The sequence below is a fragment of the Pseudomonas sp. GW822-FHT03F04 genome, from assembly GCF_058801405.1.
This window is the reverse complement of sequence record NZ_JBXANF010000004.1, coordinates 21,745-46,731: the sequence shown is the minus strand read 5'-3', so window position 1 is coordinate 46,731 and position 24,987 is coordinate 21,745. Positions and strand designations below refer to the sequence as shown.

General features: G+C 61.5%; 23 protein-coding genes. 13 read left to right on the top strand and 10 right to left on the bottom strand.

Features of this window, described 5'->3' with window-relative positions; genetic code table 11:
- The first annotated feature begins 58 nt into the window (after positions 1-58).
- The 4 genes from AC1RMX_RS09760 (at position 59) to AC1RMX_RS09745 (ending at position 3,182) form a co-directional block, all read left to right on the top strand.
- The gene (locus AC1RMX_RS09760) at positions 59-421 is read left to right on the top strand and encodes an ArsC family reductase (protein WP_003222107.1); all 363 of its coding nucleotides are present in this window, start codon (positions 59-61) and stop codon (positions 419-421) included.
- Positions 422-452: 31 nt separating this feature from the next.
- Complete coding sequence (gene dapD, locus AC1RMX_RS09755; RefSeq protein ID WP_007954762.1) at positions 453-1,487, top strand: 2,3,4,5-tetrahydropyridine-2,6-dicarboxylate N-succinyltransferase; 1,035 nt, start codon at positions 453-455, stop codon at positions 1,485-1,487.
- An 88-nt stretch (positions 1,488-1,575) separates the two neighbouring features.
- Complete coding sequence (locus AC1RMX_RS09750; protein WP_096819635.1) at positions 1,576-2,781, top strand: aminotransferase class V-fold PLP-dependent enzyme; 1,206 nt, start codon at positions 1,576-1,578, stop codon at positions 2,779-2,781.
- Complete coding sequence (locus AC1RMX_RS09745; protein WP_096819636.1) at positions 2,778-3,182, top strand: SufE family protein; 405 nt, start codon at positions 2,778-2,780, stop codon at positions 3,180-3,182. The genes AC1RMX_RS09750 and AC1RMX_RS09745 overlap by 4 nt, the downstream gene beginning before the upstream one ends.
- Before the next feature lie 25 nt (positions 3,183-3,207).
- On the opposite strand, the gene tcdA is transcribed toward AC1RMX_RS09745, so the two are convergent.
- Positions 3,208-4,026 carry a tRNA cyclic N6-threonylcarbamoyladenosine(37) synthase TcdA gene (gene tcdA, locus AC1RMX_RS09740; protein ID WP_096819637.1) on the bottom strand — a complete coding sequence of 273 codons (819 nt, stop codon included), beginning with the start codon at positions 4,024-4,026 and terminating at the stop codon, positions 3,208-3,210.
- Between the two features lie 273 nt (positions 4,027-4,299).
- On the opposite strand from tcdA, the gene AC1RMX_RS09735 reads away from it, so the two are divergent.
- From AC1RMX_RS09735 to AC1RMX_RS09720, 4 genes are all read left to right on the top strand, one after another.
- Positions 4,300-6,891 carry a glycosyltransferase gene (locus AC1RMX_RS09735; protein WP_096819638.1) on the top strand — a complete coding sequence of 864 codons (2,592 nt, stop codon included), beginning with the start codon at positions 4,300-4,302 and terminating at the stop codon, positions 6,889-6,891.
- Positions 6,892-7,109: 218 nt separating this feature from the next.
- Positions 7,110-8,261 (top strand): succinyl-diaminopimelate desuccinylase, encoded by a 1,152-nt coding sequence (gene dapE, locus AC1RMX_RS09730; protein WP_096819639.1) that lies wholly within the window; start codon positions 7,110-7,112, stop codon positions 8,259-8,261.
- Positions 8,261-9,070, top strand: coding sequence for a putative RNA methyltransferase (locus AC1RMX_RS09725; RefSeq protein WP_096819640.1), 810 nt, complete (start codon positions 8,261-8,263; stop codon positions 9,068-9,070). Before dapE ends, AC1RMX_RS09725 begins: the two co-directional genes overlap by 1 nt.
- A gap of 75 nt (positions 9,071-9,145) precedes the next feature.
- Positions 9,146-9,523 carry a hypothetical protein gene (locus AC1RMX_RS09720; RefSeq protein WP_085605197.1) on the top strand — a complete coding sequence of 126 codons (378 nt, stop codon included), beginning with the start codon at positions 9,146-9,148 and terminating at the stop codon, positions 9,521-9,523.
- 57 nt (positions 9,524-9,580) lie between these two features.
- Here AC1RMX_RS09720 and AC1RMX_RS09715 read toward each other — a convergent pair whose 3' ends face one another.
- Positions 9,581-9,790 (bottom strand): cold shock domain-containing protein, encoded by a 210-nt coding sequence (locus AC1RMX_RS09715; protein ID WP_007954750.1) that lies wholly within the window; start codon positions 9,788-9,790, stop codon positions 9,581-9,583.
- A gap of 237 nt (positions 9,791-10,027) precedes the next feature.
- On the opposite strand from AC1RMX_RS09715, the gene plsB reads away from it, so the two are divergent.
- Genes plsB through AC1RMX_RS09700 form a run of 3 tightly spaced genes read left to right on the top strand, consistent with a single transcriptional unit; the run spans position 10,028 to position 13,695 of the window.
- Entirely contained in the window at positions 10,028-12,532 is a 2,505-nt protein-coding gene (gene plsB, locus AC1RMX_RS09710) for a glycerol-3-phosphate 1-O-acyltransferase PlsB (protein ID WP_493071657.1), read from the top strand.
- 51 nt (positions 12,533-12,583) lie between these two features.
- Entirely contained in the window at positions 12,584-12,982 is a 399-nt protein-coding gene (locus AC1RMX_RS09705; protein ID WP_493071655.1) for a YbaY family lipoprotein, read from the top strand.
- Between the two features lie 23 nt (positions 12,983-13,005).
- Positions 13,006-13,695 (top strand): DUF4197 domain-containing protein, encoded by a 690-nt coding sequence (locus AC1RMX_RS09700; protein ID WP_096819643.1) that lies wholly within the window; start codon positions 13,006-13,008, stop codon positions 13,693-13,695.
- Here the strand turns inward: AC1RMX_RS09700 and AC1RMX_RS09695 are convergent.
- From AC1RMX_RS09695 to AC1RMX_RS09685, 3 genes are all read right to left on the bottom strand, one after another.
- Positions 13,692-15,083 carry a Fic family protein gene (locus AC1RMX_RS09695; RefSeq protein ID WP_493071653.1) on the bottom strand — a complete coding sequence of 464 codons (1,392 nt, stop codon included), beginning with the start codon at positions 15,081-15,083 and terminating at the stop codon, positions 13,692-13,694. The two genes, AC1RMX_RS09700 and AC1RMX_RS09695, sit on opposite strands and share 4 nt — an antisense overlap.
- A 486-nt stretch (positions 15,084-15,569) precedes the next feature.
- Positions 15,570-18,638: an efflux RND transporter permease subunit gene (locus AC1RMX_RS09690; protein WP_493071651.1), complete on the bottom strand. Its 3,069-nt coding sequence runs from the start codon at positions 18,636-18,638 to the stop codon at positions 15,570-15,572.
- A 6-nt stretch (positions 18,639-18,644) separates the two neighbouring features.
- Positions 18,645-19,745, bottom strand: a complete 1,101-nt coding sequence (locus AC1RMX_RS09685; RefSeq protein ID WP_096819646.1) for an efflux RND transporter periplasmic adaptor subunit — start codon at positions 19,743-19,745, stop codon at positions 18,645-18,647.
- Between the two features lie 94 nt (positions 19,746-19,839).
- On the opposite strand from AC1RMX_RS09685, the gene AC1RMX_RS09680 reads away from it, so the two are divergent.
- Positions 19,840-20,475, top strand: coding sequence for a TetR/AcrR family transcriptional regulator (locus AC1RMX_RS09680; RefSeq protein WP_085729787.1), 636 nt, complete (start codon positions 19,840-19,842; stop codon positions 20,473-20,475).
- Between the two features lie 45 nt (positions 20,476-20,520).
- Here the strand turns inward: AC1RMX_RS09680 and AC1RMX_RS09675 are convergent, their stop codons facing one another.
- Positions 20,521-21,303 carry a class I SAM-dependent methyltransferase gene (locus AC1RMX_RS09675; RefSeq protein ID WP_425220359.1) on the bottom strand — a complete coding sequence of 261 codons (783 nt, stop codon included), beginning with the start codon at positions 21,301-21,303 and terminating at the stop codon, positions 20,521-20,523.
- Between the two features lie 93 nt (positions 21,304-21,396).
- On the opposite strand from AC1RMX_RS09675, the gene AC1RMX_RS09670 reads away from it, so the two are divergent.
- Positions 21,397-22,011, top strand: coding sequence for an energy transducer TonB (locus tag AC1RMX_RS09670; RefSeq protein WP_102621439.1), 615 nt, complete (start codon positions 21,397-21,399; stop codon positions 22,009-22,011).
- Positions 22,012-22,023: 12 nt separating this feature from the next.
- Here the strand turns inward: AC1RMX_RS09670 and AC1RMX_RS09665 are convergent, their stop codons facing one another.
- The 4 genes from AC1RMX_RS09665 to tsaB form a co-directional block, all read right to left on the bottom strand.
- On the bottom strand, positions 22,024-22,860 hold the full coding sequence (locus AC1RMX_RS09665) for an isocitrate lyase/PEP mutase family protein (RefSeq protein ID WP_192559895.1): 837 nt from the start codon (positions 22,858-22,860) through the stop codon (positions 22,024-22,026).
- A 33-nt stretch (positions 22,861-22,893) separates the two neighbouring features.
- Positions 22,894-23,754: a DUF72 domain-containing protein gene (locus AC1RMX_RS09660; RefSeq protein WP_096819650.1), complete on the bottom strand. Its 861-nt coding sequence runs from the start codon at positions 23,752-23,754 to the stop codon at positions 22,894-22,896.
- Positions 23,754-24,062: a hypothetical protein gene (locus AC1RMX_RS09655; RefSeq protein ID WP_096819651.1), complete on the bottom strand. Its 309-nt coding sequence runs from the start codon at positions 24,060-24,062 to the stop codon at positions 23,754-23,756. The genes AC1RMX_RS09660 and AC1RMX_RS09655 overlap by 1 nt, the downstream gene beginning before the upstream one ends.
- A gap of 173 nt (positions 24,063-24,235) precedes the next feature.
- Positions 24,236-24,910, bottom strand: a complete 675-nt coding sequence (tsaB, locus tag AC1RMX_RS09650) for a tRNA (adenosine(37)-N6)-threonylcarbamoyltransferase complex dimerization subunit type 1 TsaB (RefSeq protein ID WP_096819652.1) — start codon at positions 24,908-24,910, stop codon at positions 24,236-24,238.
- Between the last annotated feature and the right edge of the window lie 77 nt (positions 24,911-24,987).

Genomic DNA, 24,987 nt, shown 5'->3' with positions numbered 1-24,987 from the left:
TTGGTCATGGCATAATCCGACACCATTTTTCTCCAGCACCTGTAAAGGGGGCGATTCCTTGACCGTTTCAAGCAAAACGTTGCACCTTTTCGGCATCAAAGCCTGCGACACCATGAAAAAGGCGCGCACCTGGCTCGATGAACACGCTGTCAGCTACGACTTCCACGATTACAAAACCGCCGGCATCGACCGTGAACACCTGACCCAATGGTGTGACGAACACGGCTGGCAAACGGTGTTGAACCGCGCAGGCACGACCTTTCGCAAACTCGACGACGAACGCAAAGCCGATCTCGACCAGTCGAAAGCCATCGAACTGATGCTCGCTCAACCCTCGATGATCAAGCGCCCGGTGCTCGATCTCGGTGACCGAACCCTGATTGGCTTCAAGCCAGATATCTACGCGGCCGCCCTCAAGTAAGCAGCCCGTCACTTTTTGTAGAGGTATTCACATGTCCAATTCCCTGTTCAGTATTGCCTTCGGCGTCGGCACCCAGAACCGTCAAGGCGCATGGCTGGAAGTGTTCTACGCTCAGCCGCTGCTCAATCCTTCGGCCGAGCTGGTCGCCGCAGTTGCACCGATCCTCGGTTACACCGAAGGCAACCAGGCCATCACCTTCACCACCGCACAAGCCGCCCAACTGGCTGAAGCCGTGAAAGGCATCGACGCGGTACAAGGCAAGCTGCTGACCCGTCTGGCCGAAAGCCACAAGCCGCTGGTCGCCACCCTGCTGGCCGAAGACGCGCAACTGACTTCCACGCCTGAGGCTTACCTCAAGCTGCACCTGCTGTCCCATCGTCTGGTCAAGCCGCACGGCGTGAGCCTGGCCGGGATCTTCCCGCTGCTGCCAAACGTTGCCTGGACCAGCCAGGGCGCCATCGACCTGAGCGAACTGGCCGAGCTGCAACTCGAAGCCCGTCTGCGCGGCGAGCTGCTGGAAGTGTTCTCGGTGGACAAGTTCCCGAAAATGACCGACTACGTGGTTCCGGCCGGCGTGCGTATCGCTGACGCCGCACGTCTGCGTCTGGGCGCCTACGTGGGCGAAGGCACCACCGTGATGCACGAAGGTTTCATCAACTTCAACGCCGGTACCGAAGGCCCGGGCATGATCGAAGGCCGCGTCTCCGCTGGCGTGTTCGTCGGCAAGGGTTCGGACCTGGGCGGCGGCTGCTCGACCATGGGCACCCTGTCGGGCGGCGGCAACATCGTGATCAAGGTCGGCGAAGGCTGCCTGATCGGCGCCAACGCCGGTATCGGTATCCCGTTGGGCGACCGCAACACCGTCGAGTCGGGCCTGTACGTGACCGCCGGCACCAAGGTGGCGCTGCTGGACGAGCACAACAACCTGGTCAAAGTGGTCAAGGCCCGTGAACTGGCCGGTCAGACCGACCTGCTGTTCCGTCGCAATTCGGAAACCGGTGCCGTGGAATGCAAGACCCACAAATCGGCGATCGAACTGAACGAAGCGCTGCACGCTCACAACTAAGCGCCGCGTAATCCTTCTGTGGGAGCGGGCCTGCTCGCTTCCACAGGGTTTGGCGTACACCCGCCCAAGTTCACCAGGGCTCGAAAGCATGATGATTCCCTCCCCCTGGCGCGCCGATTTCCCGGCCATCGCCGCCCTGCAACGGCAAGACCAGACCTATCTGGACAACGCCGCCACCACGCAAAAACCCCAGGCCCTGCTTGACGCGCTGGCGCATTACTACGCCAATGGCGCAGCCAACGTGCATCGTGCCCAGCATCTGCCCGGCGCTCACGCTACGCAGGCGTTCGAGGACAGTCGCCTGAAGGTTGCCCAGTGGCTGAATGCCGGTGACAGCGGGCAGATCATCTTCACCCACGGCGCCACCAGCGCGCTGAATCTCCTGGCTTACGGCCTGGAACATCTTTTCCATCCGGGCGATGAAATTGTCATCAGCGCCCTGGAGCATCACGCCAACCTGCTGCCGTGGCAGCAACTGGCGCAACGTCGCGACCTCAAACTGGTGATCCTGCCGCTGGACGATGACGGGGTGATCGACCTCACCGCCGCCGTTCACCTGATCGGCCCGCGCACCCGTCTGCTGGCGGTCAGCCAGTTGTCCAACGTGCTCGGAGCCTGGCAACCCTTGCCTGCATTGCTGGCGATGGCCAAGGCGCAGAACGCGCTGACCGTGGTCGATGGCGCTCAAGGCGTGGTTCACGGCCGGCATGACGTGCAGGCCCTGGGTTGCGACTTTTACGTATTTTCCAGCCACAAGCTGTACGGTCCCGATGGCCTTGGCGTGCTGTTCGGGCGCAACGAAGCGCTCGAGCAACTGCGCCCGTGGCAGTTCGGTGGCGAGATGGTGCTGGAAGCCAATTACCACGACGCGCGCTTCCGCCCTGCCCCGCTGGGCTTCGAGGCGGGCACACCGCCGATTGCCAGCGTGATCGGCCTTGGCGCGACCCTCGACTACCTCGCCGGTCTGGATCTGGACGCCGTATCCGCCCACGAAGCCGCGCTGCACGATTACCTGTTGCGTGGCCTCGCTGCCCGCAATGGCATCCGTCTGCTGGGCAAGCCACAACTGGCGCTGGCCAGTTTTGTCGTCGAAGGCGTGCATAACGCCGATCTGGCGCATTTGCTGACTGAACAGGGTATTGCCGTACGTGCCGGACACCACTGCGCGATGCCGTTGCTCAAGCGCTTTGAACTGGCCGGGGCGATTCGTGTGTCGCTGGCGCTGTACAACGATTCCGAGGATCTGGAGCGGTTCTTTGAAGCGCTGGATCAGGCACTGGAGTTGTTGCGATGAGCCTGCCGGTCGAGGCCACCGAAGCACTGCAAACGTTTCAGAACGCCGCCGGTTGGGAACAACGTGCGCGGCTGCTGATGCAGTTCGGGGATCGTCTGCCGCCGTTGAGCGATGCGGACAAGTGTGATGCCAACCGGGTGCATGGCTGCGAAAGCCAGGTGTGGCTGGTCGGCGAGTTGCGCGACGGTCACTGGCAGTTCGCGGCGAGCAGCGATGCGCGGATGATTCGCGGGTTGGTGGCGTTGTTGCTGCTGCGGGTCAACGGTTTGACCGCCGGCGAGTTGCAGCAGGTGGATCTGCCGGACTGGTTCAATCAGCTGGGGCTGTCGCGGCAGTTGTCACCTTCACGCAGCAATGGCTTGAATGCCGTGTTGCAGCGGATGAACGAGCTGGCCCGGTAAAGGGGCTGCTGCGCAGCCCTCTGCTTCAGGCCTGAGGCTTGACCCGATCCGCCGGGCGCCGAACGCCTGCCACAATCTTGTCCACCGCCTTGGTCGCCGCGACCATGCCGAACGTCGCCGTCACCATCATCACCGCGCCAAAGCCGCCGGCGCAGTCCAGTTTCACGCCGTCGCCGACAAAACTCTTTTGCAGGCAGATGCTGCCGTCCGGTTTCGGATAACGCAGCTGTTCGGTGGAGAACACGCACGGCACGCTGTAGTGACGGGTCACGGTGCGCGAGAAGCCGTAGTCGCGGCGCAACGTAGAACGCACTTTCGAGGCCAGTGGATCGTTGAAGGTGCGGTTGAGGTCGCAGACCTGAATCAACGTCGGATCGATCTGCCCGCCGGCACCGCCGGTGGTGATGATCTGGATCTTGCGGCGCTTGCACCAGGCGATCAGCGCCGCCTTGGCGTTGACCGCATCGATGCAGTCGATCACGCAGTCAATGTTCGGCGTGATGTATTCGGCCATGGTATCGCGGGTGACGAAGTCCGCCACGGCGTGCACCTTGCAGTCCGGGTTGATCCCGCGCAGACGCTCGGCCATCACCTCGACCTTGGGTTTGCCGACCGTGCTGTCCAGCGCATGCAGCTGCCGGTTGGCGTTGCTCACGCAGACATCGTCGAGGTCGAACAGCGAAATCTCGCCCACCCCGCAACGGGCCATGGCTTCCGCCGCCCAGGAACCGACGCCGCCAACGCCGACAATCGCCACGTGGGCGGCGCGCAAACGCGCCATCCCCTCAACGCCATACAAACGGGCGATGCCTGCAAACCGCGGATCTTCTGTACTCATGACCATTACCCCAAAAACCGGCGCGCATTATAGGGCCGTCGGCGGCCAAGAGCATCTTTGCGCTATGAACGGTGAACCTGCCTGCTTTAATTAAAGCTGCATGTAACAAAGATTTGCCTTACATGCTGAAACGAAAGAACTTAAGTCGGGTTGGATTGCCCAATGTCCGGCATTTCCCTGTCTGTTGTAGGACTCGGCGAACTGCCGGTGTAGGATGCGCGCCCTCAGGCGTCAACCAGCCGACCCTTCGTTCCACAGACCTTGGAACCCGACACAGCTATGTCATCGCGTAAATTTGGACTCAACCTGGTGGTGGTTCTGGCAATCGCCGCCCTGTTCACCGGTTTCTGGGCGCTGATCAACCGCCCCGTCTCCGCGCCGAACTGGCCGGAGCAGATCTCCGGCTTCTCCTATTCACCGTTCCAGCAAGGACAGTTCCCGCAGAAGGATCAGTATCCGTCCGACGATGAAATGCGCCGCGACCTGGAGATCATGAGCAAGCTGACGGACAACATCCGCATCTACTCGGTCGACGGTTCCCTGCAGGACATCCCGAAACTGGCTGAAGAGTTCGGCCTGCGCGTGACACTGGGGATCTGGATCAGCCCGGACCAGGAACGCAACGAGCGCGAAATCACCCGCGCCATCGAGCTGGCCAATACCTCGCGCAGCGTGGTGCGCGTGGTGGTCGGTAACGAAGCGATCTTCCGCAAGGAAATCACCGCCGAACAACTGAGCGTGCTGCTCGACCGGGTACGCGCAGCGGTGAAAGTGCCGGTGACCACTTCCGAACAGTGGCACGTCTGGGAAGAGCACCCGGAGCTGGCCAAGCACGTCGACCTGATCGCCGCGCACGTTCTGCCCTACTGGGAATTCATTCCGGTGGACAAGGCCGGGCAGTTCGTTTTCGACCGCGCCCGCGACCTGAAAAAGATGTTCCCGAAAAAACCGCTGCTGCTGTCCGAAGTGGGCTGGCCGAGCAACGGCCGCATGCGCGGTGGCGCCGATGCGTCGCCGGCAGATCAGGCGATCTACCTGCGCACGCTGGTCAACAAACTCAACCGCCAGGGCTTCAACTACTTCGTGATCGAAGCGTTTGACCAGCCGTGGAAGGCCAGCGACGAAGGTTCGGTCGGCGCTTACTGGGGCGTGTTCAACGCCGCGCGCCAGCAGAAATTCAACTTCGAAGGCCCGGTCGTGGCAATCCCGCAATGGCGCGTGCTGGCCATCGGCTCGGTGGTGCTGGCGCTGCTGTCGCTGACCCTGCTGATGATCGACGGCTCGGCCCTGCGCCAGCGCGGCCGTACGTTCCTGACGTTTATCGCGTTCCTGTGCGGTTCGGTGTTGGTGTGGATCGGTTACGACTACAGCCAGCAATACAGCACGTGGTTCAGCCTGACGGTGGGTTTCCTGCTGGCGCTTGGTGCGCTCGGGGTGTTCATCGTGCTGCTGACCGAGGCCCACGAACTGGCCGAGGCCGTGTGGATTCACAAGCGTCGCCGTGAATTCCTGCCGGTGGTCGGCGATTCCGACTACCGCCCGAAAGTCTCGATCCACGTGCCTTGCTACAACGAGCCGCCGGAGATGGTCAAACAGACCCTCGATGCCCTGGCCAACCTCGACTATCCGGACTTCGAAGTCCTGATCATCGACAACAACACCAAAGATCCGGCGGTCTGGGAACCGGTGCGCGACTACTGCGAAACCCTCGGCCCGCGCTTCAAGTTCTTCCACGTCTCGCCCCTGGCCGGTTTCAAGGGCGGTGCGCTGAACTACCTGATCCCGCACACCGCCAAGGACGCCGAAGTGATCGCGGTGATCGACTCCGACTACTGCGTGCACCCGAACTGGCTCAAGCACATGGTGCCGCACTTCGCCGACCCGAAAATCGCCGTGGTGCAGTCGCCGCAGGACTACCGCGACCAGAACGAAACCACCTTCAAGAAGCTCTGCTACGCCGAATACAAAGGCTTCTTCCACATCGGCATGGTGACCCGCAACGACCGCGACGCGATCATCCAGCACGGCACCATGACCATGACCCGTCGCTCGGTGCTCGAAGAACTGGGCTGGGCCGACTGGTGTATCTGTGAAGACGCCGAACTCGGTCTGCGCGTGTTCGAAAAAGGCCTGTCGGCGGCGTATTACCACGACAGTTACGGCAAGGGTCTGATGCCGGACACCTTCATCGACTTCAAGAAGCAGCGTTTCCGCTGGGCCTACGGTGCGATCCAGATCATCAAGCGTCACACCGGCAGCCTGCTGCGCGGCAAGGACACCGAGCTGACCCGTGGCCAGCGTTACCACTTCCTCGCGGGCTGGCTGCCGTGGGTGGCAGACGGCATGAACATCTTCTTCACTGTCGGCGCGCTGTTGTGGTCGGCGGCAATGATCATCGTGCCGCAACGCGTCGATCCGCCGCTGCTGATTTTCGCAATTCCGCCGTTGGCGCTGTTTGTGTTCAAGGTCGGCAAGATCATCTTCCTCTACCGTCGCGCCGTGGGCGTGAACCTGAAGGATGCGTTCTGCGCGGCACTGGCCGGTCTGGCGTTGTCGCACACCATCGCCAAAGCGGTGCTGTACGGCTTCTTCACCAGCAGCATTCCGTTCTTCCGTACGCCGAAAAACGCTGACAACCACGGCTTCTGGGTGGCGATTTCCGAGGCCCGGGAAGAGCTGTTCATCATGCTGCTGTTGTGGGGCGCGGCGCTGGGGATCTTCCTGGTGCAGGGCCTGCCGAGCAACGACATGCGCTTCTGGGTGACCATGCTGCTGGTGCAGTCGCTGCCGTACGTGGCGGCGCTGATCATGGCGTTCCTGTCGTCGCTGCCAAAACCGACGCCGACGCCTGAACCGGCACCGGCTGTCTAAATCCTCTGCGATGCACTAAACGGCGGCCAATGGTCGCCGTTTTGCTTTAAGATAACCGCCATTTTGCGGGGCTTGGCGTGATATCCAACCCTGTGGGAGCGAGCTGACTCGCGATGGCAATGTAACAATCAGCCTTTATGTTGACTGACACACCGCCATCCCCAGCAGGCTGGCTCCCACATTGGCCCTTGCCCAATTTCAAGCATCCGGAGTTTTCCATGACGGCCCACGCCGACCTTTCGCCGACCCTCCAACTCGCCATCGACCTGATCCGCCGTCCGTCCGTGACGCCGGTCGACGCCGATTGCCAGAAGCAGATGATGCAGCGCCTGGGCGATGCCGGTTTCACCCTGGAACCGATGCGCATCGAAGATGTGGATAACTTCTGGGCGATCCACGGCAAACACGACGGCCCGGTGCTGTGCTTCGCCGGTCACACCGACGTGGTGCCGACCGGTCCGGTGACGGCGTGGCAGATCGACCCGTTCAACGCGGTGATCGACGAGCACGGCATGCTCTGCGGCCGTGGCGCGGCGGACATGAAAGGCAGCCTGGCCTCGATGACCGTGGCGGCCGAGCGCTTCGTCGCCGACTACCCGGATCACAAGGGCAAGGTTGCGTTCCTGATCACCAGCGACGAAGAAGGCCCGGCGCATCACGGCACCAAGGCTGTGGTCGAGCGTCTGGCCGCCCGTAACGAGCGTCTGGACTGGTGCATCGTCGGCGAGCCATCGAGCACTACCCTGGTGGGCGACGTGGTGAAGAACGGTCGTCGCGGCTCCCTCGGCGCCAAACTGACCGTACGCGGCGTGCAGGGCCACGTGGCCTATCCGCACCTGGCGAAGAACCCGATCCACCTCGCTGCCCCGGCTCTGGCCGAGCTGGCCGCCGAGCATTGGGATCACGGCAACGACTTCTTCCCGCCGACCAGTTTCCAGATTTCCAACGTCAACTCCGGCACCGGCGCGACCAACGTGATTCCGGGCGATCTGGTGGCGTTGTTCAACTTCCGTTTCTCCACCGAATCGACGGTCGAAGGCCTGCAGAAACGCGTCGCCGACATCCTCGACAAGCATGGCCTGGACTGGCACATCGACTGGGCGCTGTCCGGTCTGCCGTTCCTCACCGAGCCGGGCGCGCTGCTCGACGCGGTGTCGTCGAGCATCAAGCAGATCACCGGTCGCGAGACCAAGGCGTCCACCAGCGGCGGCACCTCCGATGGCCGTTTCATCGCGACCATGGGCACGCAAGTGGTTGAACTGGGCCCGGTCAACGCGACCATCCACCAGGTCAACGAGCGCGTGCTGGCGGCCGACCTCGACGTGCTGACCGAGATCTACTACCAGACCCTGATCAAGTTGCTCGCCTGATGCTCGCGTGCCCGATCTGCAGTGAACCGCTGAACGCGGTGGACAATGGCGTGGTCTGCCCCGCCGGCCACCGATTCGACCGTGCGCGCCAGGGTTACCTGAACCTGCTGCCGGTGCAGCACAAGAACAGCCGCGACCCTGGCGACAATCAGGCGATGGTCGAGGCCCGCCGCGACTTCCTGAACGCCGGCCACTATGCGCCGGTAGCCAAGCGTCTGGCGGAACTGGCGGCGAGTTATGCGCCGGCCCGCTGGGTCGATATCGGTTGTGGCGAGGGTTATTACACCGCGCAGATCGCCGAGGCCTTGCCGGATGCTGACGGTTACGCGCTGGATATTTCGAAGGAAGCGGTCAAACGCGCCTGCAAACGCAATCCGGCGCTGACCTGGTTGATCGCCAGCATGGCCCGGGTGCCTTTGGCCTCCGGCAGTTGCCAGTTTCTGGCCAGCGTCTTCAGTCCACTGGATTGGGAAGAAGCCAAGCGTCTGCTCAGCGTCGGCGGCGGCCTGATGAAAGTCGGCCCGACCAGCGGCCATCTGATGGAACTGCGCGAACGCCTGTACGACGAAGTGCGCGAGTACACCGACGACAAGCACCTGGCCCTGGTGCCGGAAGGCATGGCGCTGGCGCACAGTGAAACCCTCGAATTCAAGCTGACGCTGGACAAGCCCGAGGATCGCGCCAACCTGCTGGCGATGACGCCCCACGGCTGGCGCGCCAGTGCCGAACGCCGTGCCGCAGTGATCGAACAGCCCGAGCCGTTCGTGACCACTGTGTCGATGCGCTACGATTATTTCGTTCTTCAATAACTTTTGGTCCCGGGCAACGACCCGGGGCCGGCTAAATCCGCGAATGGATTTTTCAGACCCGCAGTGAGGATATCCATGCGCCAACCGGACATCGAGATTTACCTGAAAGACGCCGACGTCGACCACAAGGCCATTTCCGCCTGGCTGGGCGCCGCCCTTGGCCCGTGCAGCGACTGGGTACAGAAAGGTCAGACCTACAAGTGCAAGGCCGGCAACATCCCGGTGACCTGGCTGCCAAAAGCCGTGGGCAAGTGGAACAGCCTGTACCTGGAAAGCGATGCGACCCCATGGGACGACGACATCGCCTGCGCCCGCGCAGCCTTTGCCGCGCTGAACGTCGAAGTGCGCTGCGCGCCGGGGACGTGGGTCGAGGAAGAAGGTGAGGAAACGGCGGATCGCTGGATTCGCATCAGCGAAGACGGTGAAGAAGAGATCACCTGGAAAACTGCCTGACGCTGAACACTCCCACGCTCTGCGACCCACGGCGGACGCAGAGCGCGGGAACGATCATTACAGGCCTACAACATCCTCGGCCTGCAAGCCCTTCTGCCCTTCCACCACCGCGTATTCAACCTGCTGACCCTCGGTCAGCGAACGGTGGCCTTCGCCGCGGATCGCGCGGTAGTGCACGAACACGTCCACCCCGTCTTCGCGCTGAATGAAGCCGTAGCCCTTGGCGTCGTTGAACCACTTCACGTTGCCGGTTTCACGTGTTGCCATCTGTTCATACTCCTTTTTTATTATTGAACAGGCTTTTCGCAGGAAAGCCTTTACGGAACGTCAGCCTGCGTCCGACGTCCATAAAAGGGCCCCGGCGACAGAGCGCCGAGTATATGACAGGCGACAAAACTCTCAACAGGAGATTACTTCGCCGCTTTTTTGCCGATTTTCGAGTAATCCGGCAAACTGTCGACCGCCCGAGCAAACGCTCGGTTTATCCACTCATGCAGAAGCCGTATGACCCGTTCCCCGTTCCGCCGTCTTGTGTTTGGCACCTTGCGCCGACTGTTGTATCTCTGGGTTCGCTCCGAGACGATCAACCAGTCGTCGTTCACCCTCAACCTCGACCGCAGTCGTCCGGTGTTCTACGTCCTGCAAAACCCATCGCTGACCGATCTGGCGGTGGTCGACACCGAATGCACCAAGGCCGGTTTGCCGCGCCCGGTGCTGCCGGTGTCAGTCGGAAATCTGCTGGAGCCGGCGGCGTTCTTCTACCTGACGCCGGACCCGGACTGGCTCGGCCGCCAGGACAAGCGCGGTGCGCCGCCGACCCTGACCCGACTGGTCAGCGCCCTGAGCCAGAATGCCGCCGAAGACGCGCAGATCATTCCGGTCAGTGTGTTCTGGGGCCAGTCGCCGGACAGCGAGAACAGCCCGTGGAAATTGCTGTTCGCCGACAGCTGGGCCGTCACCGGGCGCCTGCGTCGCCTGCTGAGCATCATGATTCTGGGCCGCAAGACCCGCGTGCAATTCTCAGCACCGATCCACCTGCGCGAGCTGATAGAACACAACAAGGGCCACGAGCGCACCGTGCGCATGGCCCAGCGGATCCTGCGGGTGCACTTCCGCAACCTCAAGGCTGCGGTGATCGGCCCGGACATTTCCCACCGCCGTAACCTGGTCAAGGGCCTGCTCAACCAGCCACTGGTCAAGCAAGCGATCCTCGACGAAGCCGAACGCGAAAACATCTCCCCGGAAAAAGCCAAGGCCCAGGCCCTGCGCTACGGCAACGAGATCGCCTCGGACTACACCTACACCGCGATCCGTTTTCTGGAAGTGGTGCTGAGCTGGTTCTGGAACAAGATCTACGACGGGATCAAGGTCAACCACATCGAAGGCGTGCAGAAGGTCGCCCAGGGTCACGAAGTGATCTACGTGCCGTGCCATCGCAGCCACATCGACTATCTGCTGCTGTCGTACTTGCTGTTTCGCAACGGCCTGACCCCTCCGCACATTGCCGCCGGGATCAACCTCAACATGCCGGTGATCGGCAGCCTGCTGCGCCGTGGCGGTGCGTTCTTCATGCGCCGCACGTTCAAGGGCAACCCGCTGTACACCTCGGTGTTCAACGAATACCTGCACACCCTGTTCACCAAAGGCTTCCCGGTCGAATACTTCGTCGAGGGCGGCCGCTCGCGTACCGGCCGCATGCTGCAACCGAAAACCGGGATGCTGGCGATCACCATGCGCAGTTTCCTGCGTTCGTCGCGGATGCCGATCGTGTTCGTGCCGGTGTACATCGGTTACGAGCGCGTACTTGAAGGTCGTACCTACCTCGGCGAACTGCGCGGTGCGAGCAAGAAGAAAGAGTCGATCTTCGACATCTTCAAAGTCATCGGCGCGCTCAAGCAGCGCTTCGGCCAGGTGGCGGTGAACTTCGGCGAACCGATCAAGCTCGCGGAATTCCTCGACAGCGAACAACCGGGCTGGCGTCAGCAGGAACTCGGCCCGCAGTACAAACCCGCGTGGCTCAACGAAACCACCAATCGCCTCGGCGAGAAAGTCGCGCAGCATCTGAACGAAGCGGCGGCGATCAACCCGGTGAATCTGGTGGCGCTGGCGCTGCTGTCGACCACCCGGCTGGCGCTCGACGATCGGGCCATGGCGCGGGTGCTGGATCTGTACCTGGCGCTGCTGCGCAAAGTCCCGTACTCGCCGCATACCACGTTGCCGGAGGGCGATGGCCGGGCGCTGATCTCACACGTGAAGGACATGGACCTGCTGTCCGAGCAGAATGATGCGCTGGGCAAGATTCTGTATCTGGACGAGCAGAACGCCGTCCTGATGACCTACTACCGCAACAACGTGCTGCACATTTTCGCGTTACCGGCACTGCTGGCGAGCTTCTTCCAGAGCGCCTCGCGCATGAGCCGCGAACAGATCCTGCGCTACACCCGCGCCCTGTATCCGTACCTGCAATCGGAGCTGTTCATCCGCTGGACCCTGGACGAACTGGACACGGTGATCGATCAGTGGCTGGAAGCGTTCGTCGAACAAGGCCTGCTGCGCTTCGAAAAAGACGTGTACCTGCGCCCGGCGCCAAGCTCGCGGCATTTCGTGCTGCTGACCCTGCTGTCGAAGAGCATCGCCCAGACCCTGCAACGCTTCTACATGACCGTGTCGTTGCTGCTCAACGCAGGCCAGAACACCATCAGCGCCGAAGAGCTGGAAGACCTGTGCACGGTCATGGCCCAACGCCTGTCGATCCTGCATGGCCTGAACGCACCGGAGTTCTTCGACAAGAGCCTGTTCCGCCACTTCATCCAGACCATGCTCGACCTCGACGTGTTGCGTCGCGACGAAGCGGGCAAATTGAGCTACCACGAACTGCTCGGCGAACTGGCCGAAGGCGCAGCCAAACGGGTGTTGCCGGCGGAGATTCGCTTGTCGATCCGTCAGGTGGCGTTGCATCGCAGTGAAGATGCAGCCGATCAGCCCGCCACCCCTGCGCAGAGCGACTAAATTCCTACAGGCGCCAGGCTTCTTCTGGCGCCGTCGATACGGAGATTTCCGATGAAAAAACTATCCCTGCTGGTCGCCGCCACATTGCTCAGCGCCTGCCAATCGACCTCGCCAGCCGGCAAAGCCAGCCTCGACGGTGAAGTGTTCTACCTGCAACGCATCGCCCTGCCACCGAGCGCAACCTTGAGCGTAAGCCTGCAGGACGTCTCGCTGGCCGATGCTCCGGCGGTAGTGCTCGACGAACAGAAAGGCCCGGTCAAAGGCCAGGTGCCGCTGCCGTTCCACTTGAGCTACGATCCGGCCCAGGTCAAACCCGGCCACCGCTATTCGGTCAGCGCACGCATCGAAGTCAACGGCGAGCTGATGTTCATCACCACCGAAAACCATGCCGTGCAGCTTGATGGCAAGGATCCGCAGCCGCTGAAGATCCGCGTCGACGCCGCCCGCTAATTCTTTTGAACAAGGAAGCTTTCATGCTCCGTCCAACCCTTCGCTTCGCCGGCCTGTGCGCGGGCCTGATGATCTCCGCCAACGCTATGGCCCTGTCACTGAGCGACCTGTCGCAAGGCGACGCCACCGGCGGCCTCAAGGACGCCCTGACCCAAGGTGCGCAACTGGCCGTCAAACAACTTGGCACGCCGGGCGGCTTCAGCAATAACCCGGACGTGAAAATCGAGCTGCCGGGCAAACTCGGCAAAGTCGCCGGCAAGATGAAAGCGTTCGGCATGGGCGCCCAGGTCGATGAACTGGAAACCGCCATGAACAAGGCCGCGGAAACCGCCGTGACCCAGGCCCAGCCGATCCTGGTCGATGCCGTGAAGAAAATGAGCGTAGCCGACGCCAAAGGCATCCTCAGCGGTGGCAACGACTCCGCGACGCAGTACCTGGACAAATCCAGCCGCGAACAGATCCGCGCCAAGTTCCTGCCGATCGTCAAACAGGCGACCGACAAAGTCGGCGTGGCGCAGAAATACAACGCCTTCGCCGGCCAGGCTGCAACGTTGGGCGTAGTCGATGCAAAAAGCGCCAATGTCGAAAACTACGTCACCGAACAGGCACTGAACGGTCTGTTCGAAATGATCGGCAAACAGGAAGAAACCATTCGCAAGAACCCGGCCGCTGCGGCGACGAGTCTGGCGAAGAAGGTGTTTGGCAGCCTCTAGGCCGACGCTGCACGGGAGCGAGACAACTCGCTCCCGTCCTTTAACTCTCTGGCTGGACTGCGTAAAAAGAACACCCACTCGCTGCCCATTTTCCTTTTCTCGAAGACCTGCAACTCGACCAGCCCATTCAGGGCTGACATCGCCGTGCTGCAAGAACAGCCCAAGTGCTCCTTCACATTGCTCGCCGTAAATTTCTTCGCCACTCCACTCTTGGCCACCTGATACAGCGCCCGCTGTCTTTGCGTCAGCCGCTCGAAAAAACCCGACGCCATCAGCCACCGCTCAAAGTCTTCCGTGTACGCCAGGCTTTTGCGGTAGACGTCCGTGAAGCGACTGACTGCACGCTGAATCACCGAACACTGGAACTCGATGAAATACGTCAGATCCAGTTCGTCGGCCTCGCTGTGCAAATACGAACGTCCGTACTTCACCGGTGCGTTGCGCAGCAAAGGACTGATCGCAATGTAGCGAAATGCCGAAAACTCGTGCTTGAACATGAACCAGTAGAACAGCGCCCTCGCGACCCGTCCGTTGCCATCGCGAAACGGATGTTCGTAGCCCAGAGAAAAATGCAGCGTGATCGCCTTGATCAACGGGTGCAGGTAGTCCCTTTCTTGAGGTGAACCGAGTGGCTGATTGATCCAGCGTACAAGCCTCTGCAAACGCATCACCAGCCCGACAGCCGGCGGCGGTGTATGCACCGTGTTGCCCTCGCCATCCTGTACCACCACTTCATCGTTCGTCCTGAAAAAACCGGGACTGTATTGCGCGTCATCGATCCCCTCGACGCCCACCCGATGCATTGCCGCGATCAAGTCGACGCTCAAGGGTTGGTAACGGTTTTCCCAGGCGAAATTCATCATCCTGTAATTGCCCATGACCATGCGCTCGTCCGGCGTGCGCGGCTGCCGTTGATACTTGAGCATGTCCTTGGCAACTCGCGTGGTCGTGGCCGCACCTTCCAACTGGCTGCTGGCGACCACTTCGTCTTCGATCAGATCATTGAGCAAATAACTGAAATGCGACCGTTCGCCGATCTGCCCGGTCATGCATTCCAGCGAAGCGGAAGTCGTCTGCAGATCGACGGCCGAAAGGGTTTTCCGTGCCGATGGCGTCAGCAAATACTTGCCCCACTGCGGTGGCTCGCCCAACGGCAGGAGATTGACGTACTGCGCAGCCCTCGCCCTCTTCACCAACGCCCAACACAAACGAGCATCCAGCCCCGGCGCCCAGCGATAGCGCAAATCCTCAAAAGGCAAATAACGCCCCCGATCATCAAGAGGCTTGAGCAGCGCCAGATAATCCACCAGATGCTGCTTGTGAGGCGCCCGCGCCAACAAATCGAATACGGGATCGGACCGTCCTTTCAATACCGGCGGCTTCTTCACAAAAAACCTCTCGATCACTCATAAAAACAGAGGACCGAGTACAACACCCCAGACCGGACGGCCTCAATATCAGAGAATTCTGAAAAAGCTGTAGGAGCCCCCACAACCCACACCACAACCACTCAAACACAATGAGCGTTAGCTCGAGTACCGCTCTTGACGTGCCGGCCCCTTCGGCAGGCTGAGTGGAGGGATTTATCCGGGGGTAGGCGCGAAGCGCCGTTCGACGCAGTCGAACACATCGAGAGGAGGTGCAGCGAAGCAAACCGGAGGCGATGCCCCCGGATGAATCCCGGAACGAAGGAACACCGAGCCAAAGCGAGGTGCCGAACGCCGGGGCCCAGCGTTTTGCTTACTTTTTGGCGTTTGAAAAAGTGAGCCGCTGTAAGAGCGGAACCGCCAGCGGCAGCACCCGAAGCAACGGATATTCACAAAGAACACCCAGAGCCTGGCCGGCCCGCAGGCCGCCACGCTCAACAAACCAAATCACCCGTCCCGACGAACCCGGAACCAAGCCGCATACAACGCCGGCAAAAACAAAAGCGTCAGAGCCGTCGCCACAATCAACCCCCCCATGATCGCCACCGCCATCGGCCCGAAAAACACACTGCGCGACAACGGAATCATCGCCAGCACCGCCGCCAGCGCCGTCAACACAATCGGCCGGAACCGGCGCACCGTCGCCTCGATAATCGCCTGCCAAGGCCTGAGCCCCGCCGCAATATCCTGCTCGATCTGATCCACCAGAATCACCGAGTTGCGCATGATCATCCCCGACAACGCAATTGTCCCGAGCATCGCCACAAACCCGAACGGCTGACGGAATACCAACAGAAACAGCGTCACCCCGATCAACCCCAGCGGCGCCGTCAGAAACACCATCGCCGTGCGCGAGAAACTGCGCAGTTGCACCATCAGCAACGTCAGCACCACGACAATGAACATCGGCACACCGGCATTCACCGACTTCTGCCCACGCTCGGAATCCTCGACGGTACCGCCGACATCCAACAGGTAACCGTCAGGCAACTCAGCCCGAATCGGATCAAGTGTCGGCATGATCTGTTTGACCAGCGACGCCGGCTGTTCCTTGCCATAAATGTCCGCACGCACGGTCACGGTCGGCAGCCGGTTGCGATGCCAGATGATGCCTTCCTCGAAGCCATATTCCAGCGTGGCAATCTGCGACAGCGCAACGCTGCGACCGTTGTCGGTCGGCACCGCCAGACTCGGCAGCAGCGACAGTTCGGTGCGTTCATGCACGGTGCCGCGCAGGAGAATTTCAATCAATTCGTTGTCTTCGCGGTACTGGCTGACGCTGGAACCGGTCAGCGAACTCTGGAGGAATTTCGCCAGATTCGCCGTGCTCACACCCAGTGCCCGGGCGCGATCCTGATCGATGTTCAGGTACACGACCTTGCTCGGCTCTTCCCAGTCCAGATGCACGTTCACCACATGCGGATTCTCGCGAACCTTGGCCGCGACCTTGCGTGCCAATGCGCGGACTTCCTCGATGTGCTCGCCGGTGACGCGGAACTGCACCGGATAACCGACCGGTGGGCCGTTTTCCAGCCGCGTGACCCGCGAGCGCAGGGCCGGGAATTGTTCGTTCAAGGTATCGATCAGCCACGTACGTAGCGCTTCACGCTCCTCGATGGTTTTCGCCAGCACCACGAACTGGGCGAAGCTCGCCGCCGGCAGTTGTTGATCCAGCGGCAGGTAGAAACGCGGCGATCCGGTGCCGACGTAGGCCACGTAATTGTCGATGCCAGCGTGATCCTTGAGCATCGCTTCCAGTCGCTTGACCTCGGCGGTGGTGTTGGCCAGCGAAGCGCCTTCGGCCAGTTTCAGATCGACCATCAGCTCCAGCCGGTTGGAGGCCGGGAAGAACTGCTGCGGGACGAACTTGAACAGCATCACCGAGGCGACGAACAGCCCCACCGTCAGCACGATCACCGTTTTGCGCCGACGCACGCACCATTCCACCAGCCGTCGAACCCGCTGGTAAAACGGTGTGGCATAAGGGTCCGGATGTCCGTCCCCCGAACCGTGTTTGGCGGCGTGAATTTTCGCCAGATCCGGCAGGAGTTTTTCCCCGAGGTACGGCACAAACATCACCGCCGCCACCCATGAAGCGAGCAACGCGATGGTGACGACCTGGAAGATCGAGCGGGTGTATTCACCGGTGCCGGACTGCGCGGTGGCAATCGGCAGGAAGCCTGCGGCAGTGATCAGCGTGCCGGTGAGCATCGGGAACGCGGTGCTGGTCCAGGCGTAACTGGCCGCCTTGATCCGGTCGAAACCCTGCTCCATTTTGATTGCCATCATTTCCACGGCAATGATCGCGTCGTCCACCAGCAAGCCCAACGCCAGCACCAGCGCACCGAGGGAAATCTTGTGCAGGCCGATACCGAGGTAATACATGCAGGCGAACGTCATCGCCAGCACCAGCGGAATGGTCAGCGCCACCACCATGCCGGTGCGCACGCCAAGGGAGAAGAAGCTCACCAGCAACACGATGGCCAGCGCTTCAACCAACACCTGGACGAACTCACCGACGCCACTTTTCACCGCCGCCGGCTGATCGGACACCTTGCGCAACTGCATGCCGGCCGGCAGGTTTTTCTGGATGCGGGAGAATTCGACTTCCAGGGCCTTGCCCAGCACCAGAATGTCGCCACCGTCCTTCATCGCCACCGCAAGCCCGATCGCGTCTTCGCCCATGAAGCGCATGCGCGGTGCCGGTGGATCGTTGAAACCGCGCCGCACATCAGCGACATCAGAGATACGGAACGTACGATCACCGACGCGGATCGGGAAGTTCCTGATCTCGTCGACTGTCTGAAAATTCCCCGAAACCCGAAGCTGCAACCGCTCGCTGCCGGTCTCGAAGAACCCGGCGGTGGACACTGCGTTCTGCTCTTCAAGCGCCTGCTGAACGGCTGCCAGCGGCAGGCCGAGCGTGGCGAGTTTGACGTTGGACAGCTCGACCCAGATCTTCTCGTCCTGCAGCCCGAGCAGATCGACCTTGCCCACATCCTTGACCCGCTGCAGCTGGATCTGGATGCGGTCGGCATAATCCTTGAGCACGGCGTAGTCGAAACCGTCGCCGGTCAGCGCATAGATATTGCCGAACGTGGTGCCGAATTCATCGTTGAAAAAGGGGCCCTGAATCCCCGGCGGGAGGGTCTGGCGGATGTCGCTGACCTTCTTGCGCACCTGATACCAGAGGTCCGGAATTTCCACCGAATGCATCGAGTCGCGGGCAATGAATGTGACCTGGGATTCACCGGGGCGGGAGAACGAGACAATGCGTTCGTACTCGCCGGTTTCCATCAGTTTCTTTTCGATACGCTCGGTGACCTGACGCGAGACTTCCTGCGCCGTGGCGCCCGGCCAGCGGGTCTGGATGACCATGGCCTTGAAGGTGAACGGCGGGTCTTCACTCTGCCCCAGCTTGGTGTAGGACAAGGCGCCGACGATGGCCAGCAGAAGCATCAGGAACAGTACGATCTGGCGATTACGCAGCGCCCATTCGGAAAGGTTGAAGCGCATCGGGCCTTACTCCTTGTCCGCCAGATTGACCACACGGTTGGAGCGATCCACGGGACGCACCTGCTGCCCTTCCAGCAGCACATGCACGCCGGCGGCCACTACCCAGTCGCTGGCGTTGAGGCCTTCGAGCACCGGCACGGTTTTCTCCCCGAAAGGGCCGATGCGCACGGGCGTCTTTTTCAAGGTGTTGTTGGCGCTGACAACCCAGACATAGGTCGCGCCGTTTTCGGCGGTCAGGGCCGAGAGCGGCACCGACAGCGGGATTACGTCGGCGGTCTGCACGAATACCCGGGCGCTCTGGCCGAGCTCTGCCGGGACTTTGCCGGCGGTGAATGAAATGCGCGCGGCGAAGGTACGGGATTTCGGATCGGCGGCCGGCGACAGCTCGCGGATCTGCCCGGCGAAGCGCTGGTTCTGTTGAGTCCACAGCTCCACCGACACTGGCTGGCCAACCTTGAACCGGCCGAAGCTTTGCTCCGGCAGGCTGATCAGCACTTCGCGCTCGCCATCGGTGGCGAGGGTGAAAACGGTCTGACCGGCGGCGACCACTTGCCCAACTTCGACCGAGCGTTTGGCCACCACGCCATCCTGTGGCGCACGCAGCACGGCGTAACTGGCCTGATTGGTCGAGACGTTGAATTCGGCTTTGATCTGTTTGAGGCGGGCTTCGCCGGAGCGGTAGAGGTTTTCGGCGTTGTCGTACGCCGAGCGGCTGACCATCTGCCGTTCCATCAAAGTCTTGTAGCGGTCACGCTCGGCGCGCACCAGATTCAGATTGGCTTCGGCGGCGGTGACCTGGGCGCGGGTCGCCTCCAGTTGCAGGCGCACGTCCTGCGGATCGAGCTCGGCCAGGGGCTGATCGGCCTTCACGCGCTGGCCTTCCTCGACCAGTCGTCGGCTGACTTTGCCGCCGATACGGAACGCCAGATCCGGTTCATACCGGGCACGAACCTCGCCCGGATAACTTTCCATCGCCTGCGCCGAAGGCTCTGGCTGCACCACCATGGCCGGTCGCACGCTGACTTGCGTCACCTCTTCCTTGCCACATGCCGACAATAAGAACGCCAGAGTGACTGGCACCGCAAAGGACAACGCATGGCGGAACATGGTGAAGGACCTTTCGCTAAGGAGGCTTGGAATAATTATACTGGCCGGTATGTTATTAATAGCAAACTCACCAGTCCAGTATTAAAAGCGAAGAATGTCGAACAATCTTTCAGCTCCAAACGGCCCCGGCCGCCCGAAGGATCCGGCCAAGCGCCAGGCGATTCTCGAAGCGGCGAAAATCCTGTTCCTGAGTCACGGCTATGCCAACACCAGCATGGACGCGGTGGCCGCGGAGGCTGGCGTGTCGAAGCTGACGGTCTACAGCCATTTCAATGACAAGGAAACGCTGTTTTCTGCCGCCGTCGTCGCCAAATGCGAGGAGCAATTGCCGCCGCTGTTCTTCGAATTACCGGACGGCATCGCGGTGGAAAATGTGTTGCTGAACATTGCCAGAGGCTTTCATCACCTGATCAACAGCGATGAGTCGGTGAACCTGCATCGCCTGATCATGGCGTTGGGCAGTCAGGATCCGAAGCTGTCGCTGATCTTCTTCGAGGCCGGTCCCCAGCGCATGGTGCAAGGCATGGAGCGCTTGCTGCGGCGGATTCATGAAACCGGCGTGCTGAGCATCGACAACCCGCACAACGCCGCCGAGCACTTCTTCTGCCTGATCAAGGGCGCGGGGAATTTCCGGCTGCTGTACGGCTGCGGTGAACCACTGACGGGCGAGGCAGCGGAAAGCCATGTGCAGGAAGTGGTCGAGCTGTTCATGCGGGCCTATCGCCCCTGAAAACAAAAATCCCACGCCATGCGTGGGATTTTCTTATGCGGCGACTCAGGCCTTGAGCGCTTTCTTCGGGTAAATGTCATAGCGACTGGACTTGCCGTCCAGCGCATGACTCGGCTTCGGCCCTTCGATGCACGGCGCCTTGCGCGGGCGCTTGACCACTACCCGGTGCGTGGCCAGCGCCAACGCCGCTTCCAGCAGGGCCGGCGCATCCGGATCATCGCCCACCAGCGGACGGAACAGGCGCATTTCCTTCTTCACCAATGCGGTTTTCTCACGGTGCGGGAACATCGGGTCGAGGTAGATCACCTGCGGCGGCTCGCCCTCCCAGTTACGCATCACGTCGATGGAGTTGCCCTTGAGCAGCGTCATCCGCGCCACGATCGGCGCCACGTCGAAATCTTCCGCCGCGCGGGCCAGGCCATCCTCCAGCAAGGCGCCGATCAGCGGCTGGCGCTCGATCAGGCTCATCTCGCAGCCCAGGCTCGCCAGCACGAACGCATCTTTCCCGAGCCCCGCCGTGGCATCCAGCACCCGCGGACGCACACCTTGGGCGATGCCGACCGCCTTGGCGATCATCTGACCGCTGCCGCCGCCGTACAACCGACGATGGGCCGCGCCACCCTCGACGAAGTCGACCCGCACCGGCCCCGGCGCATCCGGCCCCAGCTGTTGCAGTTGCAAACCCTGCTCGCCGACCTGCAGGGCGAACTCGCCGTCAGCCACCTGCAACGGCAGGTTCAGGCGCTCGGCCCACTGCTCGGCCTGCGCTTCGAACGTCGGGCCGAGGGCTTCGACATGGATGCGGCAGGCCGCGGGTTGCTCAATCATGGAAAACACGCTCAAAAAAGTTAAGGATCGGCAAAAACCGCCGATAACCCAATCAACGCGCATTTTGCCAGAGCTGAGCGTCAACCGAAAAAAATGTCAGGCATTCTTCCCACATCGATTGGCTACATCTCGCCCCATGGCGATTTCAGCCGTCAAAACACTCAAGCACTGAGCGGCGTCAGTCACCTGTGGCAGGATTTCTTTGCCCAGGCGATGGCCGAGCAGTCGAGTGATGTGGTGCCGGCCTGCGGCACATTCCCGCCGGTTGATCTCGATAGCCCTGAAGAACCAACCGTCGGCAGTGAACTGCACGCCCACATCATCGACCAGCGCGAATGCAACGTGGTGGAAACCCCGGTTCGCCCGCCTGAGCCGCTGTTCCTGCCGATTGCCGAAATCGACATGACACTGGCCGAGCCATACCCTCCGTTCCCGCCGGAAGCCATCAAGACTCAGCAAAAGCAGCAGGATTTCGACAGCAGCTGGGTTCGTCCAGTCGTGATCAACAACGGCCAGCCGATTCCGGAACCGGGCCCTGCCCCGCAGAAAAAGCCGTTGTACCTGCCGATTGCCGAGTTCGATCTGGATCTGCTGCAGCCTTACCCGCCGTTCCCGCCGGAAGAAATCGTCGAACAGCAGAAAGCCCTGGACTTCGATAACGGCTGGGTGCGCCCGATCGTTCAGCAGAACCTGCGCATCGCCGCCTGATCCCGCCTCTCCTTAGCCTTTGAAAAACTGATTGGCCTTGGCGTACGGCATCGAACGCGAAGTGAAACCGAACGTGCCCGACTGCTGGATTTCCTCGGCAGCCCGGAAAAACTCGCCAAACGCCGCCAGTGCCAGCGCCGAACCGGTGCTGATGCGCCGCACGCCCATTTCTTCCAGTTGCTGCACGGTCAGCTTCAGCCCACCGGACATCAATACGTTGACCGGTTTCGGCGCGACTGCGCGCACCACCGCCAACACTTCTTCAGCCGTCCTCAGACCCGGAGCGTAGAGCACGTCGGCGCCAGCCTCGGCGAACGCCTGCAAACGGCGAATGGTGTCGTTGATGTCCGGATTGCCATGCAGGTAGTTTTCCGCGCGAGCCGTCAGGGTGAAGGGAAACGGCAGCGTGCGCACCGCTGCGACGGCGGCTTCTATCCGCGCCACCGCGTGTTCGAAGCAGTAGATCGGAGCATCCGGACGGCCAGTGGCATCTTCGATCGAACCACCCACCGCACCCGCTTCAGCTGCGCGAAGCAGACTTTGTGCCGATTCAGCCGGCGCGTCGGCAAAACCGTTTTCCAGGTCCACCGCCACCGGCAGATCCGTGGCTGCGGCAATTGCCCGAACATTGTCCAGAGTCTGTTCGAGCCCCAAAGCGCCATCGGGTTTGCCCTGGGAAAACGCATAACCGGCACTGGTGGTCGCCAACGCCTGGTAGCCCAGACTGGCCAGCATCTTCGCCGAACCTGCGTCCCACGGATTGGGAATCACGAAAATCCCGGGACGTTCATGCAGGGCTTTGAAGGCTTCGGCTTTACGGGCTTGTTCTTTGCGGGCTTGGGCGTCCATCGGCAGGCTCCTGGGCAGGAAAAAGAATCCGCCTCAGAGCAGGCCAAGTTGCTCGGCAGCGGGCTCTCTGTATAGCTCAGGCAGGGACGGCAGGCCAGGCAAACGTTGCATCAGTTGTGCATGGAAACGTTGCGCTAGCTTCGCCGCCAGAAGGTTATCGGCGGTGTGCAGGAAGATGTACGGCGTGCGCCCTTCTTCGATCCATTCGGCGATTTTCGCCACCCACGGCACCAGGAACGGGTCGTTGGCTTCAAGCTCGGGATGGCCGATGAAGCGCACCTGCGGAAACAGGGTGAACGCTGCCGGACGGGTTGGCACCCGGGGCTTTTTCGATTGGGCGTGGATCACCGAAGACTCGGTGGACAGACAACTGAACAACGCGCGCGGATCGAGGCAGATGCGCTCCACACCGCGATCCAGCAGCAGACGATTGAGCAGGCGTTCGCTTTCGCCCTTGGCGAAGAACTGTTCGTGCCGCACTTCCACCGCCAGCGGTCGATCAAACGCGTCGATGAAGGCTGCGAGTTCTGGCAAACGTTGCGGAGTGAAGCTTTTCGACAGTTGCAGCCACAGCGGCGACACGCGTTCGCCGAGAGGGCTGAGTAACTGGATAAAGGTTTCGGCGGCGGTCAGTTGATCGCGCAGATCACCGCTGTGGCTGATGTCGCCGGGGAATTTTGCGGTGAAGCGAAAGTGCTCGGGCATGACCTCGGCCCAACGCTGCACGGTGGCCGGCGAGGGGCTGGCATAGAAGGTCGTGTTGCCTTCCACGGCGTTGAACACTTGCGAATAGAGAGCGAGGAAATCAGAGGTCTTGGCGTCTACCGGATACAGATACTCGCGCCAGGCGTTTTCACTCCAGGACGGGCAACCGAGGTAGTAAGGCAGATCCATCAGATGTAAAGGTCGAGGCCCAGCACGTCTGCGTCCCAATCGACAAAGCCGGCGGTGCTCAGGTAGCTGGCCAGGGCCATGGCCACGCTTTTCTTCATCGCACGGTGATAAATCATGTCTTGTTGGCGGGCGGGCAGATTGCTCAGGCGTTGCGCAGCGTTTTTGGCAGCACGGGCGGCCAGTTGCGCCTCGGTGGGGAATTCCAGCTCGCCTTCGATATCCTCGACGGACTCATCCAGCGCCGGATTGCCTTTGCGAGGCTTGCGCTTGATGGGGTAGGACTGAGTGGAAACGCCGTCTATACGCATAAAGTCATGCTCGGTATCGATGATGGCAATTTAGCGGCACCTGACCGACTTAGCAAATCGCCGAGTGATAACTAGAACACATAAAAGACAAAAGGTTTAAAGCGGGGCGTTGGAAACTGACGATTGGCAGGAGCTGGCGGAACCCTGTGGCGGGTGCCACAGGGAGATTGTCTTCAGCGGGCTTTCGGGGTGGCCACTTTATCGCGCAGGTAAACCGGCTGGGCGTCGTCGGCCGGGATCGACTCACCGCGCGCCCAGGCGAAGCGGGCCAGCGTCAGCAGGTCTTCGGCATGGGGCAGCATGCCCGCGTCGGAACCGCTCAGATTGACCGCGATGCGCTCGCCGTAGCCCCAACCGGTGCCGGCACCGAACCAGTCGCCAGTCGCATCGTCCGGCAGCGCGGCGACTTCCGGCGGCAACACCGCTTCGGTGCCGACCAGACGCATCTCCCCGGCCGTCTCGCGATAGCAGCCCCAATACACTTCATCCATGCGCGCATCGATGGCCGCCGCGACCTGGCTCACGCCGTGTTCGCGATAAGCACGTTGCGCCAGCACCGCCAGATTCGACACCGGCAACACAGGGCGATCCAGCGCAAACGCCAGGCCTTGCACCACGCCGATGGCGATGCGCACACCGGTGAAAGCGCCCGGGCCACGACCGAAGGCGATAGCGTCCACGGCTTGCAGCGTGGTGCCGGCGTCGGCCAGCAGTTGCTGGATCATCGGCAGCAGTTTCTGCGCGTGCAGGCGCGGGATCACCTCGTAATGGCTCGTGACCTTGCCGTCATGCAGCAAGGCAACGGAGCAAGCTTCAGTCGCGGTGTCCAGGGCCAGCAAGGTGCTCATCGATGTGTCCGTAAATCAGGTGGGGAAAAAGTGCGCCAGTATAAACAACTACGGCCCGCAAGCGGGCCGTGGATGAT